General features: G+C 32.5%; 22 protein-coding genes. 15 read left to right on the plus strand and 7 right to left on the minus strand.

Features of this window, described 5'->3' with window-relative positions; genetic code table 11:
• Positions 1–29 precede the first annotated feature (29 nt).
• The 4 genes from BC961_RS09350 to ychF all read right to left on the minus strand — a co-directional run bounded on the left by BC961_RS09350 (position 30) and on the right by ychF (position 5,500).
• On the minus strand, positions 30–1,892 hold the full coding sequence (locus BC961_RS09350) for a DNA topoisomerase IV subunit B (protein WP_121925574.1): 1,863 nt from the start codon (positions 1,890–1,892) through the stop codon (positions 30–32).
• Between the two features lie 152 nt (positions 1,893–2,044).
• On the minus strand, positions 2,045–3,223 hold the full coding sequence (gene pncB, locus BC961_RS09355; protein ID WP_121925575.1) for a nicotinate phosphoribosyltransferase: 1,179 nt from the start codon (positions 3,221–3,223) through the stop codon (positions 2,045–2,047).
• Between the two features lie 6 nt (positions 3,224–3,229).
• A complete protein-coding gene (locus BC961_RS09360; protein ID WP_121925576.1) occupies positions 3,230–3,754 on the minus strand; it encodes an NADPH-dependent FMN reductase in 525 nt (174 codons plus the stop codon).
• A gap of 651 nt (positions 3,755–4,405) precedes the next feature.
• Complete coding sequence (ychF, locus tag BC961_RS09365; protein ID WP_121925577.1) at positions 4,406–5,500, minus strand: redox-regulated ATPase YchF; 1,095 nt, start codon at positions 5,498–5,500, stop codon at positions 4,406–4,408.
• Positions 5,501–5,815: 315 nt separating this feature from the next.
• Here ychF and BC961_RS09370 point away from each other — a divergent pair, with 315 nt between their 5' ends.
• Positions 5,816–8,524 (plus strand): TonB-dependent receptor, encoded by a 2,709-nt coding sequence (locus tag BC961_RS09370; RefSeq protein ID WP_121925578.1) that lies wholly within the window; start codon positions 5,816–5,818, stop codon positions 8,522–8,524.
• A gap of 385 nt (positions 8,525–8,909) precedes the next feature.
• Here the strand turns inward: BC961_RS09370 and BC961_RS09375 are convergent, their stop codons facing one another.
• On the minus strand, positions 8,910–9,260 hold the full coding sequence (locus tag BC961_RS09375; protein ID WP_121925579.1) for a 4Fe-4S dicluster domain-containing protein: 351 nt from the start codon (positions 9,258–9,260) through the stop codon (positions 8,910–8,912).
• 135 nt (positions 9,261–9,395) lie between these two features.
• On the opposite strand from BC961_RS09375, the gene BC961_RS09380 reads away from it, so the two are divergent.
• The 6 genes from BC961_RS09380 (at position 9,396) to BC961_RS09405 (ending at position 14,377) form a co-directional block, all read left to right on the plus strand.
• Positions 9,396–10,454: an acyl-CoA reductase gene (locus BC961_RS09380; protein ID WP_121925580.1), complete on the plus strand. Its 1,059-nt coding sequence runs from the start codon at positions 9,396–9,398 to the stop codon at positions 10,452–10,454.
• 93 nt (positions 10,455–10,547) lie between these two features.
• Positions 10,548–11,618 carry a 3-phosphoserine/phosphohydroxythreonine transaminase gene (gene serC, locus BC961_RS09385; protein ID WP_121925581.1) on the plus strand — a complete coding sequence of 357 codons (1,071 nt, stop codon included), beginning with the start codon at positions 10,548–10,550 and terminating at the stop codon, positions 11,616–11,618.
• A 200-nt stretch (positions 11,619–11,818) separates the two neighbouring features.
• Positions 11,819–12,769: a D-2-hydroxyacid dehydrogenase gene (locus BC961_RS09390; protein WP_121925582.1), complete on the plus strand. Its 951-nt coding sequence runs from the start codon at positions 11,819–11,821 to the stop codon at positions 12,767–12,769.
• 74 nt (positions 12,770–12,843) lie between these two features.
• Positions 12,844–13,488 carry a DUF937 domain-containing protein gene (locus tag BC961_RS09395; protein WP_121925583.1) on the plus strand — a complete coding sequence of 215 codons (645 nt, stop codon included), beginning with the start codon at positions 12,844–12,846 and terminating at the stop codon, positions 13,486–13,488.
• Between the two features lie 137 nt (positions 13,489–13,625).
• A complete protein-coding gene (locus tag BC961_RS09400; RefSeq protein ID WP_317126964.1) occupies positions 13,626–14,042 on the plus strand; it encodes a DUF6146 family protein in 417 nt (138 codons plus the stop codon).
• A 32-nt stretch (positions 14,043–14,074) separates the two neighbouring features.
• A complete protein-coding gene (locus BC961_RS09405) occupies positions 14,075–14,377 on the plus strand; it encodes a DUF6787 family protein (RefSeq protein ID WP_121925585.1) in 303 nt (100 codons plus the stop codon).
• Between the two features lie 13 nt (positions 14,378–14,390).
• Here the strand turns inward: BC961_RS09405 and BC961_RS09410 are convergent, their stop codons facing one another.
• On the minus strand, positions 14,391–14,690 hold the full coding sequence (locus BC961_RS09410) for a hypothetical protein (RefSeq protein WP_121925586.1): 300 nt from the start codon (positions 14,688–14,690) through the stop codon (positions 14,391–14,393).
• 43 nt (positions 14,691–14,733) lie between these two features.
• Complete coding sequence (gene msrA / locus BC961_RS09415; RefSeq protein WP_121925706.1) at positions 14,734–15,282, minus strand: peptide-methionine (S)-S-oxide reductase MsrA; 549 nt, start codon at positions 15,280–15,282, stop codon at positions 14,734–14,736.
• 245 nt (positions 15,283–15,527) lie between these two features.
• Between msrA and BC961_RS09420 the strand changes: the two genes are divergently transcribed.
• The 8 genes from BC961_RS09420 (at position 15,528) to BC961_RS09455 (ending at position 24,896) form a co-directional block, all read left to right on the plus strand.
• Positions 15,528–16,190, plus strand: coding sequence for an ABC transporter ATP-binding protein (locus BC961_RS09420; RefSeq protein ID WP_121925587.1), 663 nt, complete (start codon positions 15,528–15,530; stop codon positions 16,188–16,190).
• Positions 16,191–16,243: 53 nt separating this feature from the next.
• Positions 16,244–17,008, plus strand: coding sequence for a TIGR02757 family protein (locus BC961_RS09425; protein ID WP_121925588.1), 765 nt, complete (start codon positions 16,244–16,246; stop codon positions 17,006–17,008).
• Between the two features lie 534 nt (positions 17,009–17,542).
• The gene (locus tag BC961_RS09430; protein ID WP_317126965.1) at positions 17,543–18,049 is read left to right on the plus strand and encodes a response regulator transcription factor; all 507 of its coding nucleotides are present in this window, start codon (positions 17,543–17,545) and stop codon (positions 18,047–18,049) included.
• Positions 18,050–18,079: 30 nt separating this feature from the next.
• Entirely contained in the window at positions 18,080–19,183 is a 1,104-nt protein-coding gene (locus BC961_RS09435; protein WP_121925589.1) for a HEAT repeat domain-containing protein, read from the plus strand.
• A gap of 2 nt (positions 19,184–19,185) precedes the next feature.
• Entirely contained in the window at positions 19,186–20,616 is a 1,431-nt protein-coding gene (locus tag BC961_RS09440) for a glycosyltransferase family 2 protein (RefSeq protein WP_121925590.1), read from the plus strand.
• A gap of 11 nt (positions 20,617–20,627) precedes the next feature.
• Positions 20,628–23,021: an LTA synthase family protein gene (locus tag BC961_RS09445; RefSeq protein ID WP_121925591.1), complete on the plus strand. Its 2,394-nt coding sequence runs from the start codon at positions 20,628–20,630 to the stop codon at positions 23,019–23,021.
• A complete protein-coding gene (locus BC961_RS09450; RefSeq protein ID WP_121925592.1) occupies positions 23,018–24,283 on the plus strand; it encodes a YaiO family outer membrane beta-barrel protein in 1,266 nt (421 codons plus the stop codon). The genes BC961_RS09445 and BC961_RS09450 overlap by 4 nt, the downstream gene beginning before the upstream one ends.
• Before the next feature lie 277 nt (positions 24,284–24,560).
• Positions 24,561–24,896, plus strand: a complete 336-nt coding sequence (locus tag BC961_RS09455) for a hypothetical protein (protein WP_147440540.1) — start codon at positions 24,561–24,563, stop codon at positions 24,894–24,896.
• Positions 24,897–25,122 lie beyond the last annotated feature (226 nt).

Genomic DNA, 25,122 nt, shown 5'->3' on the forward strand with positions numbered 1-25,122 from the left:
TATAGTATTCTTTATATCTAATTAAAAATCTAATTCTTCTCAATTACATCCAATTCCACCTTCAAATTCTTGATTATAAATTCTTGTCTATCAGGTGTGTTTTTACCCATATAAAAAGACAATAATTGTTCAATCGACGTGTTTTTATCCATCATTACAGGATCTAATCGAATGGTTTCTCCAATGAAGTTTTTAAACTCATCTGGCGAAATCTCTCCTAAACCTTTAAATCGAGTAATTTCTGGTTTTGGTTTTAGCTTTTCGATGGCTTCTTTTCGTTCGTCATCTGAATAACAGTAAATCGTTTCTTTCTTGTTTCGAACTCTAAAAAGTGGTGTTTGTAGAATATATAAATGTCCTTCTTTTATCAATTCAGGAAAAAACTGCAAGAAAAAAGTAATCAATAAAAGGCGAATGTGCATTCCATCGACATCAGCATCAGTTGCAATTACAATATTGTTATATCTTAGTTTTTCTAAACCATCTTCGATATCTAACGCTGATTGCAATAAGTTGAACTCTTCATTTTCATAAACAATTTTCTTACTCATCCCGTAAGAATTCAAAGGTTTTCCACGCAAACTAAAAACTGCTTGTGTGTTTACATCTCTCGATTTGGTAATCGATCCAGAAGCTGAATCTCCCTCGGTAATAAAAAGTGTACTTTCTAAATTTCTAGGATTTTTTGTATCTGGAAGGTGCGCGCGGCAATCTCTCAGTTTTTTATTATGCAGATTTGCTTTCTTAGCACGATCTGTTGCGAGTTTTCTAATTCCAGATAATTCTTTACGTTCTCTTTCAGCTTGCAAAATTTTTCGCAATAACGCATCTGCAGTTACAGGATTCTTGTGCAAATAGTTGTCTAATTTTGTTTTCACAAAATCATTCACAAAAGTACGTACTGAAGGCATTCCCGCTTCTGAACCCATATCAGTCGAACCTAATTTGGTTTTAGTTTGTGATTCAAAAACCGGTTCCATTACTTTAATACTAATCGCAGTAACGATTGATTTTCGAACATCTGAAGCTTCAAAACTTTTATTATAAAACTCCCTGATGGCTTTTACAATCGCTTCACGATAAGCGGCTAAATGCGTTCCTCCTTGTGTAGTATTTTGTCCATTTACGAACGAATGGTATTCTTCGCTATATTGCGTTTTACTGTGTGTTAAAGCAATTTCGATATCCTCTCCTTTTAAGTGAATGATAGGATATTCTAAATCCTCAGCACTAATTGTTTCTTCTAATAAATCTCTCAGTCCGTTTTCAGAGAAATATTTATCCCCATTAAAAATAATCGTTAATCCATTGTTTAAGTAACAATAGTTTTTGAGCATTTTAATGATGTATTCAAACCTAAATTTATAATTTTTAAAGATGGATTCGTCTGGAATAAAAGTAACTTTTGTTCCCTTTCGCTTCGTTGTTTCAATTACGTCTTCCTCAAGAACTAAATTTCCTGCAGAGAATTCTGCCGCTTTTTGTTTTTCATCACGCACAGATTCAACACGGAAATAGTTTGATAAAGCATTTACCGCTTTAGTTCCCACTCCGTTCAAACCTACCGACTTTTTAAAGGCAAGAGAATCATATTTTCCTCCCGTATTCATCTTAGATACAACATCAATCACTTTTCCTAAAGGAATTCCACGACCATAATCCCTGACAGTAACGGTTTTGTCTTTTATAGTAACTTCAATAGTTTTTCCTGCACCCATGACAAATTCATCGATACAGTTATCTAAAACCTCTTTTAGAAGAATGTAAATACCATCATCTGGTGAAGATCCGTCCCCAAGCTTCCCGATATACATTCCGGGACGCATGCGAATGTGTTCTTTCCAGTCGAGTGACCGAATATTATCTTCGGTATATTGATTTTGATCGGACATTGTAAATTTTGTGGATTTTAACTTCGTTCTTTTCGGTTCCTAATTTGAGCTTGGACCTAGAGTGTGCTAATATAGTGTAATTCGATAAATTTTAAAAGAGCTTCGCTTCAAAGTTATTAAAAATGATTTCGACAATTTAAAACCAATTGATTTTAGGATTCTATTCCTAAAACTTGTTGGGCGAGAGCAATCATTTTAGGAGTTCCCGTATGTTTATTTTTCTCGTCTGATAATTTGACAACAGCTTCCCAATGACTATTCTCTGGTTTCGTGTCCGTAAGTTTAATTACCATATTCATTGCAGGTAAACCAACATCATTACTGAAGTTTGTTCCAATTCCAAAAGACATTTTTATTTTGCCTCTACAAAAATCAGCGATTACTTTTACCTTTTCCAAATTCAATGAATCAGAGAAAACTATAATTTTTGATTTAGGATCTATTCCCATTTTTTCATAATGCTCAATCGCTTTTTTAGCAAACTCAATTGGATCACCACTATCATGCCTAACACCGTCAAAAAGCTTCGAATATTTTTTATTAAACTGTTCGAAAAATACTTCGGTAGTATACGTATCTGTTAATGCAATTCCGAGGTCACCTTGATACACTTTTGTCCAATTTTCGAGACTAACCGCATTAGCAACTTTAAATCCATATTCCGAAGCGTGATACATAAACCATTCGTGAGCGTGAGTTCCTGACGGTTTTCTGTTTTGAGACATTGCAAAATGCACATTACTAGTTCCTAAAAAATTATCTGCACCATGCGCATCTAATGTATCATTAACCATTTTTTGGACTTCGTAAGAATGACGACGACGAGTTCCAAATTCTAAAATCACGACTCCCAAACTCTTATAACTTTCAATTTTTGATTTATTGATGCGTTTTACTTCTTCATCGTCCACACGAACTAAATTTTGAGAAACATAAAAAAGTTCAGAGATCAAAGCCATTAATGGAACTTCCCAAAGAATTGTTCGGTACCAATATCCTTCAATAGTCACTTTTAGCTCGCTTCCCTCCTGCTCAATCTTAACTTCAGTTGGATCGTATTGATAGCCTTGCAAAAAATCTAAATAAGTTGGATCTAAATAGGGACAATTATCAGCAAGAAACTTCTTTTCAGCAATCGTTAATTTTAAATTAATCATTTTATCAACAGCTTTGCGAAGCAAATTAGCAAAATGAGGAGGAAATTGATGTTTTCCTCGATTGATGAATGCATAACGAACTTTAGCTTTTGGAAAAAGCTTGATTACAGCATGCTGCATGGTAAATTTATAGAAATCGTTATCTAAAATTGAATGTAATTGAACTGAAATCATATGCTTTTAAAAATTGTCTGCGATTATTTTTTGAAGTTCATTTCGCATTTTATCATTGCTTATCTCTCCTTTTTCAATATCGAAATTATCATCAAAACTTGGTAATGAAAATGTTGCTTTTACATTCCCTCCATAAAAAGGAAAAGCATTTTTAGCAATTCCTAAAACACTTGTTGCACCGTTTGCTCCTGTAGAAGTTGCTATAAGAAGCATAGGTTTATCTTGAAAAATGTCTTTTCTAATTCGTGTACACCAGTCAAAAACATTTTTGAAAGCAACAGAATAATTTCCGTTATTCTCCGCCATTGAAACTACTAAAAGATCTGCAGTGCTGATTTTGTCTACAAAATTTTGAGCCAAATTATGTTTTCCAATTTCTTCCTCGATATCAACAGAATAAATAGGCATTTGGAAATCATTTAAATCTAGTACTTCAACTTCTGCATCATTGAATAGATGTGCCGCTGATGTCACTAATTTTTTATTGATGGAGTTTTTACTCGGGCTTGCGCCAAAAGCTATAATTTTCATAGTTTTTTTTTATAAAAATAGTGAAATTAGAGCACGAATGGAATTGAATACTTATAATTCTAACTAGTTTATCATTGCGGAAGAATCCATTACTTCAATAAGTATTTTTTTTGAGATGCTTCCAGCATGACAAACTGGGAGGTTTTTTTTATACAAAAACTGGAGTCTCCGTTTAATTTGTCATTCCGGAGGAATCCCTAACTGTAATAAGTAAATTGTTGAGATGCTTCCAGCATGACAAACTGGGAGGTTTTTTTATACAAAAACTGGAGTCTCCGTTTAATTTGTCATTCCGGAGGAATCCCTGACTGCAATAAGTAAATTGTTGAGATGCTTCCAGCATTACAAACTTTATGAACTTGTTTTAAGCAAAAACTGGAATCCCCGTTTAGTTTGTCATTCATTAGGAATCCCTGACTGTGATAAGTAAATTGTTGAGATGCTTCCAGTATGACAAACTGGGAGGATTTTTGTTATGCAAAAACTGGAATTCCCGTTAAGTTTGTCATTCCGGAGGAATCCCTGACTGCAACACGTAAATTGTTAATATGCATACAATATGACAAAATTTAGGTTAAAAAAAAACCGCAGAATTGCTTCTACGGTTTCTATTAATTTTATGCACAACAATTGATTCCTCTCTCGCAATGACTATACGTTAAAACGGAAGTGCATTACATCACCATCTTTTACGATGTATTCTTTTCCTTCTACTTTGAATTTTCCAGCTTCTTTACATTTAGCTTCTGAACCGTAATGTACAAAATCCTCGTATGCGATAACTTCTGCACGAATAAATCCTTTTTCGAAGTCGGTGTGAATCACTCCTGCAGCTTGTGGCGCAGTAGATCCAATATTGATCGTCCAAGCGCGAACTTCTTTTACACCTGCTGTGAAATAAGTCTGTTGTTTTAATAATTTATAAGCAGCACGAATTAAAACTGAAGCTCCTGGCTCACTCAATCCCATGTCTTCAAGGAAAACTTGGCGTTCTTCATAGCTTTCAAGTTCTGTGATGTCAGCTTCAGCTCCTACAGAAAGGATGATTACTTCAGCATCTTCATCTTTAACTAGTTCACGAACTTGGTCAACATATTTATTTCCGCTTACTGCTGAATTCTCATCAACATTACAAACGTATAATACTGGTTTAGCAGTTATCAATTGAAAAGACTCCATTAAAACCTCTTCATCATTACCTTGAGGTGTAATTGTTCTAGCAGATTTAGCTTGTAACAACGTTTCTCTAATACGATCTAAAAGTGCTTTTTCAGTCTGTGCTTCTTTATTCCCTGTTTTTGCAGCACGATTTACTTTTTCTAAACGTTTTTCTACCGTTTCTAAATCTTTTAACTGCAATTCAATATCGATCGTTTCTTTATCGCGAATTGGGTTTACATTTCCATCAACGTGAACAATATTATCATTATCAAAACAACGTAAAACGTGAATAATAGCGTTACACTCTCTAATATTTCCAAGAAATTGATTTCCTAAACCTTCTCCTTTACTTGCTCCTTTTACTAATCCAGCAATATCTACGATATCTACAGTAGCCATTTGAACACGCTCTGGTTTTACTAATTCTTCCAGTTTTTGCATTCTAGAATCCGGTACATTAACAACTCCTATATTAGGTTCGATAGTACAAAAAGGAAAATTGGCACTTTGCGCCTTTGCATTTGACAAACAATTAAATAATGTTGATTTTCCAACATTTGGTAACCCTACAATTCCTGCTTTCATACTATTTCGATTTACAAATAGCAGTTGTCTGCTATACGTTTTTTGTTAATTACTTTTTAAAGTTTGCAAATATAAGATTTAATAAATGTTTGCTACCATAATCACCAAATTAATCCATCTCGAAACTATTTTTACAACATTTTCCGATACCTTTAGCGGTTTTTATAACAATTTATTAAAGTCGTAATTTTATTGACCTATTTAAATGAATTATTAATTTTATTATCAAATTCAATGAATATACTAATGTTAAGTTAAAAAAATATTATATTGCACTGAATTATTACAACTAACTAAAACCAAATTCTATTTATTATGAAAAAATTAATTTTGCTTTTATTTCTATTAAATGTGTCATTTCTTTTTGCTCAAAAAGAGATTTCAGGTATAGTAAAAGATAATACTGGCTTTGCTTTACCAGGGGTTAACATTATCGAAAAAGGAACCAGCAACGGTGTTTCTACGGATTCAAATGGAGCTTACAAAATAAAAGTTAAAGAAGGCGCAATGCTAGTTTTTAGCTATGTAGGCTTTTCTAATTTAGAAAGAGCAGCTTCCACTACAACAATCAATGTTGTTTTATCGGAAGAAGGTGGTCAAGTTTTACAAGAAGTTCAAATTGTAGGTTCAAGAAATACAAAAAGAACAGTTACAAATTCAGCTGTGCCAATTGATATAATTAGCGTGAAAGATGTTACTACTCAAAGTGGAAAGTTAGAAATAAATGAATTACTGCAATACGTTGCGCCTTCGTTTAATGCTAACAAACAATCTGGATCTGATGGCGCAGATCACGTAGATCCGGCTTCTTTAAGAGGTTTAGGTCCAGATCAAACTTTGGTTTTAATAAATGGTAAAAGAAGACATCAATCGTCTCTAATCAATCTTTTTGGAACGCGTGGACGTGGAAATACAGGAACTGACCTAAATGCTATTCCAGCAGCTTCGATCAAAAGAATTGAAATTCTTAGAGATGGTGCTGCGGCTCAATATGGTTCTGACGCTATTGCGGGAGTAATCAATATTGTTTTAAATGATGACGTTAACGAATTAACGGGTACTGTAACTTATGGTGCATTTAACACGAATGCAAAAGGAGATTTCCCAGTTGGAACAGCTAATACTGACGGGTATCGTTGGGATAAAAATGGAAATGGAAATACATTTGGCAAAGATCAATCTTTTGACGGTGGGTCTGTTAAAGTCGCTGCAAATTACGGTGTTGCTATCGGTGAAAAAGGCGGTTTTGCTAATTTCACAACAGAATACATTAACAAGAATAAAACGTTACGTCCAGGATTTGATTTCAGAAAAGGTTTTGGAGAAGCTGCCATTCAAGGCTTTAACCTTTTCGGGAATATGGTATTTCCTATTTCTGATAAAACAGAGTTTTACGCTTTTGGTGGACGAAATTTTAGAGATACTGATGCTTACGCATTTACAAGAAATGATGGAGAACGCGTTGTGCAATCCATTTATCCTGGTGGTTATACCCCAAGAATTACTTCAAATATTATTGATAATTCTATGGCTGCAGGTTTCAGAACTGAAACTACTAGTGGATGGAAAATAGATATTAGTAATACATTTGGTAAAAATCTTTTCCATTATTACACTAAGGGAACAATCAATGCTTCTTTAGAAGATGCTTCTCCAACAGAATTTGACGCAGGTGGACATAGCTTAAGTCAAAACACTACAAATTTTGATGTTTCTAAAAATTATGATGGCGTGATGAGCGGTTTAAATCTTGCTTTTGGAGCAGAATTTAGAACTGAGAAATTCAACATTTTTGCTGGTGAAGAAGGTTCGTACGCTACTTACGACATAAATAGGAGACCAATCACTGATCCTACAACTCAAACATTGCCTTCAATTCCTAATCCAGATTATGATGCAGCTGATCCAAACTCTCCATTGACACTTCCTAGACCTGGAGGTTCACAAGGTTTTCCTGGATACAGCCCATTGAATGAGATAGATAGAAGTAGAACAAATTTATCTCTATATACGGATGCTGAATTAGACCTTACTGAAAATTTCTTAGTTAGCGGTGCAGTTCGTTTTGAGAACTACAGCGACTTTGGAAGTACATTGAATGGTAAATTAGCAATGAGATTAAAAGCAAATAAGAATATAAACATTAGAGGTTCTGTAAGTACAGGTTTTCGTGCTCCTTCATTAGCGCAAGTATATTACAACTTACGTTTTACTAATTTTAGTTCAGCTGGAGCAACAGAAGTTTTGCTTTCGCCAAATAACAGTCCAGTGACAAAATCATTTGGTATAGAAAAATTAAATGAAGAGAAAGCTTTTAATGCATCTTTAGGTTTTACTGCAAATTATGGCGATTTCACAGCAACAGTTGATGGATACTTAATTAACGTAAAAGACAGAATTGTATTAACTGGTTATTTTGACGCAACTCCTTTAGGTGTTGGTGTTGATAAAGCACAATTCTTTGTGAATGGAGTTGATACTAAAACTACAGGATTAGATGTTGTTTTAGCATGGAAAAAAACAATTAATGAAAGCAAGTTTGGAGTAACATTAGTGGGTAACATTAATGATATGAAAATTGATAAAGTAAAAAATGGAAGTCTAGCAGCGAATACTTTTTTCGGCGAGCGCGATAAAGGATTTTTATTAGCATCTGCTCCAAATAATAAATTTGGTTTGAACTTCAATTACAACAGAAAAGCTTTTGATGCTGGTTTAGCATTCACAAGATTTAGTGAAGTAAAATTATTAGATTACCAAATGGATGAAGATGTAGCTGATTATGGATCATTTGCTGACCAAGTGAAAGCTGCAACTGATACTTACGGTGCGAAAATTGTAACTGATTTAACTTTAGGTTACAAAATTAGTAAATCGGCAAAAATTACTTTAGGAGCTAACAACTTATTAAACGTCTATCCTGATCAACAAGATGACTGGGTTGAAGGTGGTGGTTATTGGGATGCAGTGCAAATGGGTTTCAGCGGAGCTTACTACTACGCTAGACTTGGTTTTACATTCTAATTGGATTTAAAGAATTATTTTATTTCAAAAAAGAGTTGTCGAAAGGCAGCTCTTTTTTTTGTTCAATATTTTCAATAAAAACTTATATTGTTGAATGCATATTATTCGATAAGCAGAAGGCTTTGTCAACTGTAAAACAAAATTTTTTATTAATTATTATAGAATATAGAAAATCAAAATACTATTATACAAAAGGTTTCCGCTACGCTGAAGATGACGAACTAAATATTTTTTGCTTTCACAAAAATTAAAATCACAGCGGACAAATAGAATATAATTTATTCTTATAAGACGTGTTCAATGTTATAAAATTTTAAAATTTGTTCCATAAAAAAAACCTGCTTACATATGTAAACAGGTTCTATAATATTTTGCGATTTATTACTTATTCGTTGTGCAAGAATGCTTGTCTATTAAGTAACGTTTCTTCAGACTCTACATGGTTGTCATCAGGAATACAGCAGTCTACGGGACAAACCGCAGCACATTGTGGCTCATCGTGAAAACCTTTACATTCTGTACATTTTCCAGGAACTATATAATAAACTTCATCTGAAATAGGTGTTTGAGCCTCATCAGAATCTACTTCTGTACCGTCTGGTAAAATAATTTTACCTTTCAATTTCGTTCCATCTTTATATCTCCAATCGTCTGCTCCTTCGTATATCGCTGTATTTGGGCATTCTGGTTCACAAGCGCCACAATTGATACATTCGTCCGTTATAATAATTGCCATTGTTCTTTATTTAAAAGTATAAATAGTTAGGTATTAGAGTTTGTTATTAAAACTTGAGCTTTTTTAGCAATGTCTAAATACTTTATCCTTATTTTTGTGCAAAATTACAATCAAAACTATTCATAAGCAAACATTATGACATTAGATACAAAAAAAAATGTTTTTGTTAAATTAGGAGAATTTTTAGCTCAATTTTCTGAAAATAACACAGTAAAAAATCGAGCCGTTTTGCATAATGACAGATTTTTTGATGCATTTGTGGATTTAATACATTTGTCACAATCGCACAATGGTTGGTACACTCCTGAACAAGTATATTTTTCTATTCAATCATGGGCTGAAGCATTAACTGAAGAGAACTTGACTCAATGGCTATCTCCGTATGATTTAGATAAAAATAAATCTAAAAATGTTGCGCTGATTCTAGCAGGAAACATTCCTTTAGTTGGATTTCATGATTTCCTTTCCGTTTTAATTACTGGAAATACCGTCTTGATAAAAACCTCATCAAACGATCAGCATTTATTACCTTTTTTAGCCAAATACATTATTGCTGTAGAGCCAGAATTCGCAAATAAAATAAATTTTGTAGCAGGAAAATTAGAAAATTTTGATGCTGTTATTGCTACGGGAAGTAACAATACTGCTCGTTATTTTGAATATTATTTTAAAGACAAACCTTCGATAATAAGAAAAAGTAGAAACTCAATTGCCGTATTAACAGGTAATGAAACTAAGGAACAACTGACGGCTTTAGGAGAAGATATTTTTAGATATTTTGGTCTAGGATGTCGCAATGTCTCTAAACTTTTTGTGCCAAAGGATTACTCTTTTGTCGCGTTTTTTGAAGCGATATTCGAATATAAAGATGTCATTTATTACGAAAAATATGCTAACAATTATGATTATAACAAGGCTGTGTTCTTGATGAGTAATTTTAAATTATTAGATAATGAGTTTTTAACTCTGAAAGAAGATATAAGTCATGCCTCACCGATTTCAAGCGTATTCTATGAAAAATATGAAGATATTGAAGCTTTAAAAAATAAATTAGAGTTGGAAAGTGAGCAAATACAGTGCATTGTAAGTGATGGTGTTATAGAAAACAGTACGTATTTTGGCAAAACACAAAAACCTGCATTATGGAATTATGCAGATAACGTAGATACAATTTCATTTTTGATAACAACATAGTATAATTATGTTCAATATTTTCGAAATAATCAACGTTTTTTCGAGAGCTATTTCCGAAATTTGCACTTTAATTTTTCGGATATAAACTACACCATGAAAAAACACAACTACAGCGCAGGACCTTGCATTTTACCACAAGAAGTTTTTGAAAAATCAGCACAAGCAATTTTAAATTTTAATGATTCGGGTTTATCTATTTTAGAAATTTCGCACAGAAGTAAAGATTTTGTAGCAGTAATGGATGAGGCAAGAGCATTAGCTCTTGAACTATTAGGCCTAGAAGGAAAAGGATATAGCGCACTATTTTTAGCTGGCGGAGCAAGTTTAGAATTTTTAATGGTGCCTTACAATTTAATGAAAGAAGGCGGAAAAGCCGCTTATCTTGACACAGGAACTTGGGCTAGCGGAGCGATAAAAGAAGCGAAGCTTTTTGGAGAAACTGTAATCGTAGCTTCTTCAAAAGATCAAAATTACAATCATATTCCAAAAGGGTACACTATCCCTCAAGATGCAAACTATTTACACTGTACAAGTAACAATACTATTTTTGGAACGCAAATGAAGGAATTTCCTTCAGTAGACATGCCATTAGTTTGCGATATGAGTTCAGATATTTTTTCCCGACAATTAGACTTTTCTCAATTTGATATTATCTATGCAGGAGCTCAAAAAAACATGGGTCCAGCAGGAACTACTTTAGTTATAATCAAAGAAGAAATTCTTGGTAAAAACGGAAGAGTAATACCTAGTATGTTGGATTACGCAAAACATATTAAAGCTGAAAGCATGTACAATACTCCTGCTGTTTTTCCAGTTTATGCGTCTTTATTGACTTTACAATGGCTTAAAAAACTAGGTGGTATTGCAGCGATTGAAAAAATAAACAATGCAAAGGCATCTTTACTTTATAATGAGATTGACAGAAATCCATTATTTAAAGGAGCTGCTGCAATTGAAGACCGTTCCACTATGAATGCTACTTTCTTGCTGAATGATGAAGCTCATGCAGCTACATTTGACGCAATGTGGAAAGCAGCAGGAATCTCTGGATTGCCAGGGCATCGTTCTGTAGGCGGTTACAGAGCTTCTATGTACAATGCACTTCCTCTGGAAAGCGTACAAGTATTAGTTGATGTAATGAAAGAATTAGAATCAAAAATATAATCGCTCCAACGAAAGAGTAATTTAGGAATACAAAAAACAATACTTACCCGGAATTCTAGCCCCGATAGCAGTAAAAATCCTTTTTATGAGCTTTTTAGCGAATAAAAAGATTGCAGCGGATAGCGGGAAATAGCTCCTAAAAAAGAACAAAAATTAACTATGAGAACAGAATGACTTCTTTTCTCGCAATGATATAAATAATGAAAGTATTAGCCAATGACGGAATTTCGAAAAGTGGAATTCTAGCTTTAGAAAAAGGTGGATTTGAAGTAATTACTACAAAAGTAGCGCAAGAACAGGTAGCTAACTTTGTAAATGAGAATGATGTGGCCGTAGTTTTAGTGCGAAGTGCTACTAAAGTTCGTCAAGATATTATTGATGCTTGTCCAGGATTAAAAATCATAGGTCGTGGTGGTGTTGGGATGGATAATATTGATGTGGATTATGCTAAAAGCAAAGGAATTCATGTGATTAATACTCCAGCTTCTTCATCAGAATCAGTAGCAGAATTAGTTTTTGCTCATTTATTTTCTGGTGTTCGTTTTTTACATGATTCGAATAGAAATATGCCTTTAGAAGGTGATACTAATTTTGATGGCTTAAAAAAGGCATACGCAAATGGTATTGAATTAAGAGGAAAAACACTTGGTATAGTAGGAATTGGTCGTATTGGCCAAGCGACTGCTAAAATGGCTTTAGGTTTAGGAATGAAAGTTATTGCGGCGGATAGTTTTATCCCACAAGTTGATGTAAAAGTTGAATTTTTTGATGGTCAATCGATTACAACTACAATTGTATCTCAATCACTAGAGTCTTTGTTTAAAGAAGCTGATTTTATAACATTACACGTTCCAGCTCAAGACGGATACATAATTAGTGAAAAAGAACTTGCTACTATGAAAGATGGTGTTGGAATCGTTAACTGTGCTAGAGGTGGTGTAATTGATGAAGTTGCATTAGTAAAAGCATTAGATAGCGGTAAAGTATTATTTGCTGGATTAGACGTTTTTGAAAGCGAACCAAATCCAGAAATGGCTATTTTAATGAATCATAAAATCTCACTTACGCCGCATATTGGTGCTGCTACTGGGGAAGCACAGGATAGAATTGGAACTGAATTAGCTTCGCAAATAATTAATTTGTTGAAATAGCACTTTATTAAATTCTATTATTTAGAATTTATTTATAGCTTTACGTTACAATTTTAACAATTAAATTTAGGGTTATGGCTGGATTAATGGATTTATTAGATAGCGACTTAGGTCAGCAAATTATTTCTGGCGTAAGTCAGCGAGCAGGTACAACTGAAAATGAGACTTCATCAGTTTTGTCATCAGCTTTACCAATTTTACTTGGTGCGATGCAGACCAATGCAGCAACTGCTGAAGGTAAAAGTGGTTTACTTGGCGCATTATTAGGAGGGAAACATGATGGTGGAATTCTGGATAATTTGTCAGGTTTTCTAGGTGGAGCAGATTTATCTGATGGTTCTAATATCTTGGGTCATGTGCTTGGTGGAAATCAGCCTAATGTTGAAAATAAATTGAGCCAAAATACTGGAGTGAGTTCTGACAAGATTGGAATGATATTAAAAATGGCAGCCCCTATTTTAATGGCTTATCTTGCAAAAAACGCAAAACAAAGTGGCATCAATAAAAACGACGAATCCTCGGCTGGCGGAGGAATAAGCGATATTCTAGGTGGATTACTTGGAGGCAATGAAGGAAGTTCTACTTCTGGAGCAGGTGGATTATTAACTTCTGCATTGGACCAAAACGGCGATGGAAAATTAACTATTGACGACGCGGTTTCTGCAGCTAGTAAACATGGAGGAATCGGAGGAATATTTGGTAAAATTTTTGGTAAGTAGAAAACAATTAAAAATAATGAAAAAGTCATTTACAAATCGTAAATGACTTTTTTTTATGCTAAAAAACTAGCAGTCAGCTATTTATTTTTCGTAACTTTAGTGCTAATAATTTTAAAATTATGAGAAATATTATTTTAATGTTAGTTGTGATCTTTGGTATACTGTTGAGCTGTAATAGTTCTAAGCAAGCGATGAATAATACAGATCAAATAGGTGTAGTAAAAAGTGATACGATTAGAATTGCTAATGAGGAATTGGAATATGAAGTACTTATAATTGACTCCGGATTTAGCTCTTGGTTGATCACCAATTCTTATCCGAGAAATTATCATTCCCAAAGTTACTTAGAAGCTAAAAATAATGTATGGGTAGCAGAATATAACAATAGAGCTTTACAGCCTAGTCGCTACAGTAGTTATTTATATGAGATGCCTATTAATTATAATGCCAACATAGACTATGGTTATGAAGTTAATTATTTGATTTACAATTATATGGTTTATTTTCAAAACACCAATAAACAAAAGCTTTTTGGCTATGTACCGCAACGATAATCTTCTTATCTTTGTGATCATTGAATACAAAAATGAACAAACTAAAAGAGCGTTGGAAAATTGAGTCTAATTACCAGCTGACTATCATTTTTATTGTCTTTGCAATAACAGGATCGGCTTCTGCTTGGTTATCCAAGCCATTCTGTTTTTGGTTGGGAATTACAAAAGAAGATTTAGGTTTATGGTTTACTCCGGTTCGTTTACTCCTAATTTTTCCAATTTATCAAGTTTTACTTGTTACAATAGGTTTTCTCTTCGGACAATTTAAATTCTTTTGGTCATTCGAAAAAAAAATGTTGAAACGATTGGGTTTAGGATTTCTTTTTGAAGAATAAAAAAACGCCTCACTTAGGAGACGTTTTGTTTTTTTATCAAATAATTATAAATCCAGGTCAATGTAAATGTCGGAATAAAATCTGTGAAAGGTAATATTTCCTCTAGAAAAGTAATCACTCCTCCTACTTTACCAACTGTTCCTTTATACATCCATGTCATTAAATACCCCGCTAGAGGAGCCCAAATTACATCTGAAAATTCTCCAATAAAAGGAACTGTAAATGACAACATACCAATTGCGTCAAACAAAAGACCTAACAATAAGTTTTTTATTTTGTTGTCCGCTTTGACAATTTGAATTTGTTCTCGCATATTTTTTTTAAAATTTAAAGTACACGTACAAATCTAATGCCAATTATTTATTGAGTTTATCTTGGTACATTTTTTTTAACTTATCAATTTTCGGGGTGATTACGTAACTGCAATACCCTTGTGTTTTATTTTGATTGTAATAATTTTGATGATAGTCTTCAGCAACATAAAAAGTGGGTGCTTGTGACATTTTTGTTACAATTGGTTTACCAAAAGTATTTTCTGAAGTCATTAATGCTATATAATCTTCTGACAATTGTTTTTGAAAAGCATTGTGATAGAAAATTTCACTGCGATATTGTGTTCCCACATCTGCTCCTTGACGGTTTAAAGTCGTAGGGTCATGAGTTGCAAAAAATATTTCTAACAATTCACCAAAACTTATCAAAGCAGGATCAAATGTAATTTCTATTGCTTCTGCGTGTCCGGTTTCACCAGTTCCAATTTCACTGTAGGTAGGATTTACAGTTCGTCCACCAATGTATCCTGAAACTACTGACTTAACTCCCTTTAATTCTAAAAAAACTGCTTCTGTACACCAGAAACAACCTCCTGCGAAAGTTGCTACTTCCATTCCTTCTTTTACTTCCATATTTTTTACTTCTTTACTCTTTGGTACTACAACATTACTTTGCTTTCCACAAAATGAAAAAGGCAGTAGTGCCAAAAAAAGTCCAATTATTTTTTTCATAATTTTTGTGATCTCATCAAATTTATTCATTAAATAAGTCGAAATAGCTTTCCTTAACTAAAGTTTATTATTTGTCAAAGTAAAATAGTATGCCATGAAATTCATAATCATTAAAATCTTTGTTTCTTTGTAAAAACAGTTTTCAAATGATACAGACTAAAAATCTACATAAATATTACGATCAGCTACACGTTCTAAAAGGTGTAGATTTACATATTAAAAAAGGCGAAATTGTTTCCATTGTTGGCGCTTCCGGAGCAGGAAAAACTACCCTTTTACAAATTCTAGGAACGTTAGATAAGCCTAGCCAAGATAATGGTCTCGAGTTGCGAATTAACAATGAAGATATTCTAAGTATGAATGATAAAACCTTATCTAAATTTAGAAATTTGAATTTAGGTTTTATCTTTCAGTTTCATCAACTTTTACCTGAATTCACAGCATTAGAAAATGTTTGTATCCCAGCATTTATTGCTAATAGACCTAAACAAGAGACCGAGATAGAGGCTAAAAAGCTACTGGATTATCTTGGACTTTCTCATAGAATTAATCACAAGCCTAATGAACTCTCAGGAGGTGAACAACAGCGAGTAGCTGTTGCTAGAGCTTTAATTAACAAACCTGCTATTATTTTTGCAGATGAACCTTCAGGAAATTTAGATACTGCCTCGGCAGAAAATTTACATCAATTATTTTTTAAATTAAGAGATGAACTTGGCCAGACTTTTGTAATTGTTACGCACAATGAAGATTTAGCTAATATGGCTGATAGAAAACTAATTATGGTTGATGGACAAATCAGTAATTAAAATCTTTTTTACTTACAAATTCAAAAATAACGTCAGCGCGGTACTTTAAAATTATGAATAAATCAGAGCTCAAAGATTTTCTTGACGAAAAAGTTATTCAATATAACACATTTGATTTTATCGAAAGTGATCCCGTACAGATTCCGCATTTATTTACGCAGAAGGAAGACATAGAAATTTCAGGTTTTTTAAGCGCTACTATTGCTTGGGGAAATCGTAAAATGATAATTAAGAATTCACATCGAATGATGGACTTGATGGGAAATGCACCCTACGATTTTGTAATGTCACACAATGAAGATGATTTGGATCGACTAGAAACTTTTGTTCACCGAACTTTTAATGGAGGTGATTTCTCAAGTTTTATAAAAAGTTTGAAACACATTTATCAAAATAATGGCGGTCTTGAAGCCGTTTTTACCAAGCATCAAGAAAAAGACTCTATGCTAAAAAGTATTCATGAGTTTAAGAAAGTATTTTTTGAGATTCCACATCTTAGCAGAACTCAAAAACATATTTCAGATCCGTTAAATAATTCAGCGGCGAAAAGGATAAATATGTACTTGCGATGGATGATACGGCAAGATAATAATGGTGTTGATTTTGGAATATGGAATAGTATATCGCCATCCTCATTATCTTGTCCGCTTGACGTTCATTCTGGTAACGTAGCCCGAAAATTAGGTTTGTTGACTCGAAAGCAAAATGATGGAAAAGCACTTGCGGAATTAGATCTACAACTTCGAAAATTGGACAAGAAGGATCCCGTTAAATATGATTTCGCTCTCTTCGGCCTTGGCGTATTTGAAGGCTTTTAACATAGTAAAAACTAAGTCATTGTTTTTATCGTAAATGTCTCTATCTTTATGCATATAATTACCAAAGAAGTAGTCCCCTCTATTTCCTAGATAATAAATACCACTATAAACTTAAAAATAACAGAAAGATGAGAACCTACTTAAATCTTATAGAAAAAAAAAGCAAGCCATTGAATTGCCTTTTTTCAGCGGAGAGAGCCTATTTTAAAAGCTTTTTGCTTACTTCGATTGAACGTTTTAAATTAAAACAGCTTTGTAGTACTATCAGTTAAAAGTTTTTTATTGCTTTTTAACTTAATAAAAGTTTAAAACCTGATTTTCAAAATTTTGCATTTACAAGTTATTCAAATTATCACACATAATTTGTTTACACGATTAAAGCTGCATTTATTCACTGTCATTTTATACAGTTTATACTATTGCAATTTTACCTTTTACATATTTTGAGTCAATTGTTTAAGCTTCTTCAGTTAAAATTCAATAATAATTTTTTTTCTACTGCACGTATCGACTTTACTTACTAATTAAAAGTTTTTGAACACTTTTAAAAATAAGTTTAGAAATAGAAAACTTAGCTCAATCAAAGAAAACATGAAGGAAAATCAGCAATATTACGAATTAGACGCACCAAAAAGAGCGCAGAATAATTCTATAAATAACAATCAAACTGATAAGAGCGCTACTAAAAAAGTAGTTTTAGCCGAAGACAATTCTCTATTACTACTATTGCTTAAATTTAGACTGCAAAAAGAAGGATACGAAATCCTAACGGCAACAAACGGAAAAGAAGCACTAGAACTCATACAAGAACACAAGCCAGAATTAGTGTTAACGGATATAATGATGCCTTTTGTCAGCGGACTTGAAATTATAAGTCATGTTAGAAATAAATTAAAACTGGAAACTCCTATCATTATCTTCTCAGCTGCAGGGCAAGAAGAAATTGTGATTAAAGCTTTTGACCTAGGAGCAACAGATTTTATGAGTAAACCTATAAGTCCAAACGAACTAATAATAAGAGTAAAAAAATTACTGCATTAAACAAATAGAAAAAGCAGTACTTAGTATTTTATGAATATATACAATTATCTTTTAGATTATATAAATGATGCGGCTCTTATAATACAAGTAGCATGGGCTATGACCATTCTTTTCATTGTAATTATTATTCCTCTTATCATTTATTTAAAATATATTAGAACACATTTAAGGACACAAGAAAGATCAATTGCCGTATATGAAAAGAAATATGAATCCTATCTAATAAACTATTTGTATGCGGGTAATGAAGATGAAGAAATAAGCAAAGAACAGCAGGTCATAATCAATCAGTTAAAAAACTCAGTACAAGAACCTTATAAAAGAAAAATATTAATTTCAGTATTAGTAAAATTACAAAATGAGATTTCAGGTGAAACTGCCGATTCCATTCAGCAACTCTATTTCCATACTGGTTTGCTTCAATATGCACTGTACCGCTTAAGACATAAAAAATGGTATGTTATTGCTAAAGGAATTCGGGAATTAAAGCAATTTCATATACGAGAAGTGCAGGATGAGGTTATGCTTCACATTAATCATCCAAGAAGAGAAGTTCGTAAGGAGATGCAATTATATATGGTTAATCTTTTCTACTTTGAAGGATTACACTTTTTAGATCAATTAGAAACACCGCTTTCTGAGTGGGACCAAATTCAATTATTAGGTGCGTTAGAAAGATTGCAAAGTCAAAACATTTTTTCAGTCAACTCTTGGCTGCGCTCTTCTAATGATTCAGTGGTTTTTTTCGCACTCAAATTAGCGAAGATTTATAATCAATTTGATTCCGTTGATGAACTTTTAAAATTACTGCATCATAGTAATGAACAAGTAAGAATTGATTCCATCGGAGTGCTTAGCTACCTAGATGTATTAGAAGCAAAAGAAATTTTAAAACTGGATATTGCTCATCGTTCGCTCGACGAAAAAATTGCGTTTTTTAAAATGATGGAGAATTTATACCAAAAAACTGATGAAGAATTTTTGGTAAAATATATACATGACGAAAATTTTGAAATTAAAGTTTCCGCTTTAAAAATCTTTAAAAAACTGAACAAAGAAAAATTTGAAAGTCTTAAGTTTGAGAATGCTGATCCCTATTTTTTGCGAATAGTTAACTTTCTAGAAAATAATTAGATATGATTAGTACTGTAGCTCAGATCATTATTGACCTATTCCATTATTTATTTTTCATTTATAGTATAAGTGCGATAATCTCTTACCTCATATTGGCTTATATTTCAGCGATAGAAACCATAGAATACAAACGTAAAAATAGCTTTGTTAATTACAAGGAAATAATGTCGTCAAACATTTCACCTTCTATTTCTATTATAGCTCCAGCTTACAATGAAAGTCTTAATATTGTTGAAAACGTGCGCTCTCTACTTTCTAGTCATTATGTGAACTACGATGTAATTATCATAAATGACGGTAGCAAAGATGATAGTTTGCAAAAATTAATTGAAGTTTACGATCTGATTGAGGTTGATTATCTCATAAATGAACAAATTCCAACGATGCCACTTCGGGCAGGTATTTTTAAATCGACAAATCCCGCATTTGAAAAACTTATTATAGTCGACAAAGAAAATGGAGGAAAAGCAGATGCTTTAAATATGGGTTTGAATATCAGTAAAAGTAAGTATGTCGCTTGTATTGATGTAGATTGTCTTTTACTAGAAGATTCACTTCAAAAAATGATAAAGCCTTTTCTCGAAATAACAGATAGAACTGTTATTGCTGCAGGAGGAGTTATTAGAATATCAAATTCTTGCATTGTAAAAGAAGGAAAACTTCACGATGTGAATTTTCCAAAAAAACTAATTGAGCAAGGACAAATACTAGAATACATTCGAGCATTTTTATTGGGTCGAATGGCTTGGAGCAGACTCAATGGATTATTAGTAATCTCTGGGGCTTTTGGTCTATTTGATAAAAAAATAGCTATTCAAGTTGGTGGTTATGATAAAAACACTGTTGGTGAGGACATGGAGTTAGTTGTAAGAATGCGGGGTTACATGGAGGAGATTAAGCAAAAATACAAAGTAGCTTATATTCCTGATCCTTTATGCTGGACTGAAGCTCCTGATAATTATAAAATATTTACTTCGCAAAGAAATAGATGGACACGAGGAACAATTGAAACTTTAAGAAAACATCGGAAAATTGGATTTAATCCAAAATACAATATCTTAGGAATGCTAAGTTATCCGTATTGGCTCTTTTTTGAAAGAATGGCGCCCGTAATCGAATTTGTGGGCATATTATATTTTGGAATATTAATAATAACCGATAAAATTAAGTGGGATTATGCATTTGCCTTTATTATCTTGGCGTACTTATTTACTGTTTTCTTTTCGTTAATAGCAATAATTACAGAAGAATTAACATACCATCAATACAAGAAAAAAGGAACAGGAATTCACTTAATAACAATTGCTTTTTTAGAACCGTTTGTTAATCATCCTTTTATTTTATACGCTGCTATGAGAGGGAATTTTGATTATTATTTTAATAAAAAGAAAAAATGGGGAGAAATGACCAGAAAAGGAATGGCTAAAGCTTAATATCACGTTAGATGAAATCAAAAATCAATTATAAAAACAGTTTAGAATACCTCTATTCTACCCTATCATTAATTATTATCTTTTGTTTACTGAGTTTAATTGAAATTTTTAAAAATTTCGAAATTCAGCTATTTGCGTATAAAGTTTTAAACGACTTTTTTACTGGGATGGTGATTGGAATTGTTTTTTTACCACTTTATATTCTTTTAAAATATATTAAAAGCACTGCTGCGATTAATGTCATTAACGTTATTTTCTGCATTATAGCTTTAATACAGCTGGGATTAATAGGTTATAGCTTAACGACTCACATAAATCTGGGAGCAGATTTGCTAGGTTATTCAATGAGTGATATGTACACGACAGTGACGGCTTCGTTATCCATAACATTCCTAACATTTTTACCTTTTATAGTGTTACCAATTATTTATTTTGGTCTTACTCGTTTGTTTAAAAGATTTAACGATAAAATAAATTCTAAAATTTTATTAGGTGTAATTCTGCTTTTTGGAATTGTAAATTTGATTTTGTCCAGTGAAATTAAACCAAATGCGCAGAATAAAATTAATTTCTTACTAAGCGATATCATTCGAGCCAAAAGCGATAACAATTTTGCGACTGAAGGTAGCAATACTTTCAAGACAGAATTTCCATTAGAACAAGCTTCAGAGACAAATAAAGATGTTTTGGCACCATTTTTCAACATCGATAAAAATAAGAATCCTAACATCGTTTTTATTATCGTAGAAGGATTGGGTAGTGATTTTACAGATGAAGGCGAATATAGTGGCTTTACACCTTATTTAGATTCACTGACTAAGAAATCTCTATACTGGAAAAACTTTGTTAGTAATGCCGGTAGAACTTTTGGTGCATTGCCTTCTTTGATGGGCTCGTTGCCTTTCGGCGAAAATGGATTTATGGAGCTTAATCCGCTTCCTAAGCACAATTCATTGATAAGCATTTTAAAATCTAATGGATATGCTACTAATTATTACTGCGGAGATGAATCAACATTCGATAGAAAAAGTAATTTTCTAGAATCTAATGGTATCGATAAAATTATTGATATAAATAAATTTGGTCCAGGATATGAAATGACAAAAGCAAATTCAGGAGGATTTTCGTGGGGCTATCCAGATGCTGAAATATATCGTAAAACTTTATCGGAATTAAAGGATAACAATAAACCGAGATTAGATATTATAATGACATTGACTAATCACGAGCCTTTTGATTTTCCTGCGCGCAAAGAGTATTTACAAAAAGTTCAAACTAAACTGAGTAGTAAATCAAACTCAGAGAAAAACAAATTCAATGAATATAAAGATATTTTTGCGTGCTTACTGTACACGGATAATTCTCTGAAAAACTTTATGGAGGCTTATTCTAAAAGAGCAGATTACGCTAATACAATATTTATCATTACAGGAGATCACAGACTAATTCCAGTTCCACAAAAAGATAATTTATCACGTTTTCACGTTCCTTTTTACATTTACAGCCCACTTCTTAAGAAAACTGCAGTCATAAAATCGATCTCGGCACACACAGATGTCACACCAAGTTTAGTTTCTTTTCTAACCAACAATTATAGATTAAATAAATTAGATAAAACAACCTGGATTGCGCAAGGACTTGATACTGTTAGAGAATTTAGAAATACACACAGCATTCCATTAATGCGCTATAAAGGCAGCATAAATGATTATATTTATAAAGAATACTTTTACTCAGATGGTTCAGTATTTAAGATCGATGAAAAATTTAACATCAGTGAAACAAGTGGTGATATTCAAGAGACAATTAAGAGCGCCTTTAATGATTTTAAAAGATTAAATTCCTATTTAACGACAAAGAACAAAATAACGAATACGGCATCAAATTTTATCAAGCCAGTATATGAATTTAATAAAGAAGAGCTTGCTACTATAAAAAAACTGACTAAGGGATTAGATCGCGATCAAATTTTCTTTTTAGCGAGAGATTTAGCATTCAAAAAAGAACGCGCTAATGCAAAATTATTATGCAACTATATTTTAAATGACTTACCTAATTATGGTGATGTACGAACGCTAAAAGGCAGGATTCTGGCATGGGATGGAGATTATAAAAATGCTGAAAAAGAATTATTAGAAGTCATTGATAGAACACCATTTTATACTGATTCATATCTAGCACTAATGGATGTTTACTGGTGGTCTGGCCAAAATAAAAAAGCAGTTGCGATAGGAAAGAAGGCATTGAGTAATCAAATTAGTGATCCTAAATTGAGTTATAAAGTTGCTCAAGCATATAAAAGAATTAATAATAGTAAAGAAGCAATCAAAATTATTGACAGTCTCTTAACTGTAGATAGTGGAAACAAAGAATACTTAAATTTTAAAAAATCGATATACAAATGAGCACCAAAATACTACTAAAACTAACGTTCATCGTAGCACTTTTTGCCTCTATGCAAATGCATGCACAAGAAAAGGTTTATAATGGAGATCCAGATGCTTCTTTTGAGACAGCTAGGAATTTAGCGTTCAATCAGCAACGAAAACAAGCTCAGGATACATTGCTTCATATTTTAACAAAGTATCCTGACTATCATGAAATACGCGCATTTCTCGCAACAACTTATTCTTGGGATGGAGATTACAAAAAGTCTAGAAAATTATTCAATACGATTTTCGAAAAAGATGTAAAAAATAAGGAAACTTGGATTGCAGCTATAAAAAATGAGCTCTGGGCAGATTTACCTTTTGCAGCATTAGAAATGAGTAATAATGCGCTCAAGATATTCCCTAACGATCCAGAATTACTGTATTTGAAAGCAAGTGCTCAAGAAAATACTAATAATCCTATCGATGCGTTAACAACCATTCAAACTGTTTTAGATAGTAATCCTCAAGATCAAAAAGCTATAGATTACAAAGTATCGCTCGATAAATTACTTCGAAAAAATGCAATTGGAATCAATGCTGCTGTAGATTTATACTCATCAGTATTTGACCCTATGCAGTATTACTCACTTAAATATAGCCGACAAACTAAATACGGAAGTATAAGTCCTAAATTAAATCTAAACCGCCGTTTTAATGAAAATGGAGCACAGTTTGAAGTCGATTTATATCCCAAGATAGCAAAAGGCTTGTACGCTTACGTGAATTTAGGAGTATCAAATTCATTCCTTTTTCCAGATGTTAAGTATGGCGCTGAGCTTTATCAGTCATTACCCAAAAGCTTTGAAGTTTCTCTTGGATTTAGAACCTTAAAATATTCATCTACAACTAATATATATACCGGTTCTTTAGGATGGTATACAGGAAACAGTTATTGGTCATTCCGTCCCTACTTTACCCCTGGCGAAACTGGAACGAGCAAATCTGGAACGTTAACTTATAGAAGATATCGCAGCGACGCTGATAATTACTTAGGAATGTCCATTGGGATGGGATTTTCTCCCGAGATCAACCAACTACAATTTAACGCAAATGATGCACAAATTGTAAATCTTGAATCGCAAAAATTTAATATTGGTTATTACTTTACATCATCAAATAAACAAAATGCGTGGGGAGCACAATTTGGCGTCGCGCATCAAGAAATAGTTTTTGATCAAGGAAATTTCTTCTGGATTTACTCTCTAGCATTATCTTGGGAATTAAAATTTAAATAAAATAGTTGCTAATTATATTTATAAACCTCTTCTTCGACCACGTCGGTGAAGAGTTTATAATTTTACCAAATTTTAAAAACTTCTCAAGAAATAGAATTGCATTTTAAAGTCTACTGAGTTTGACGCTAAATTACTTTGATATTAGAGAAGATAAAAAATTCACTTTTTAATGAGATATTTGCAACATATATGATTGCATTTTAGAAACCACAACGATTTCCCTTTCAGTACTTTTTTACTTCGTGTAACTAACAGTGTATCAAAACATAAAAAAGAATTGAAGCAACTTTATACTATACTTTTTATTCTTGCTTTCTCAGGAATACAGGCGCAAAATAATTACTTCGAGGAATGGTATTCCGCTGAAAAAGAAGATATACCGCAAAATTCAATTAAAAGTATTGCTCCTGATAAACATGTATTTTTATGGATGTCAACTGAGAACGGTTTACTTCGATTTGATGGTAGAAAATTTAAGGTTTATAATAGTTCAAACACTAATTTAAAATCAAATAGATTCGCATATATAAGTGGTAATATTGAAAATGATTCATTGACTGTACACACTGCTCATCATCTTGACAGTTTTATTATAAACCAGCGAACAATATAGAAAAATAATAAGGCTGAAAAAAATATTATAGATCAAGCGAATACGAAAAATAATTTTGAAGAAGTTTTGATTTAAAATTTGGTTTCATCCATCTTAATTTGAAATCACTAACTTAAAATCAAAAATAAAATTGCAAAAAAATAATTTAAGGATTATATTAAAACAACCTCTGAATTTATATAAGCAAAACCATTTATCGCCCATTTCACTTTGAAAAAAAAATAGT

The sequence above is a fragment of the Flavobacterium weaverense genome, from assembly GCF_003688495.1.
Classification (GTDB): Bacteria; Bacteroidota; Bacteroidia; order Flavobacteriales; family Flavobacteriaceae; genus Flavobacterium; species Flavobacterium weaverense.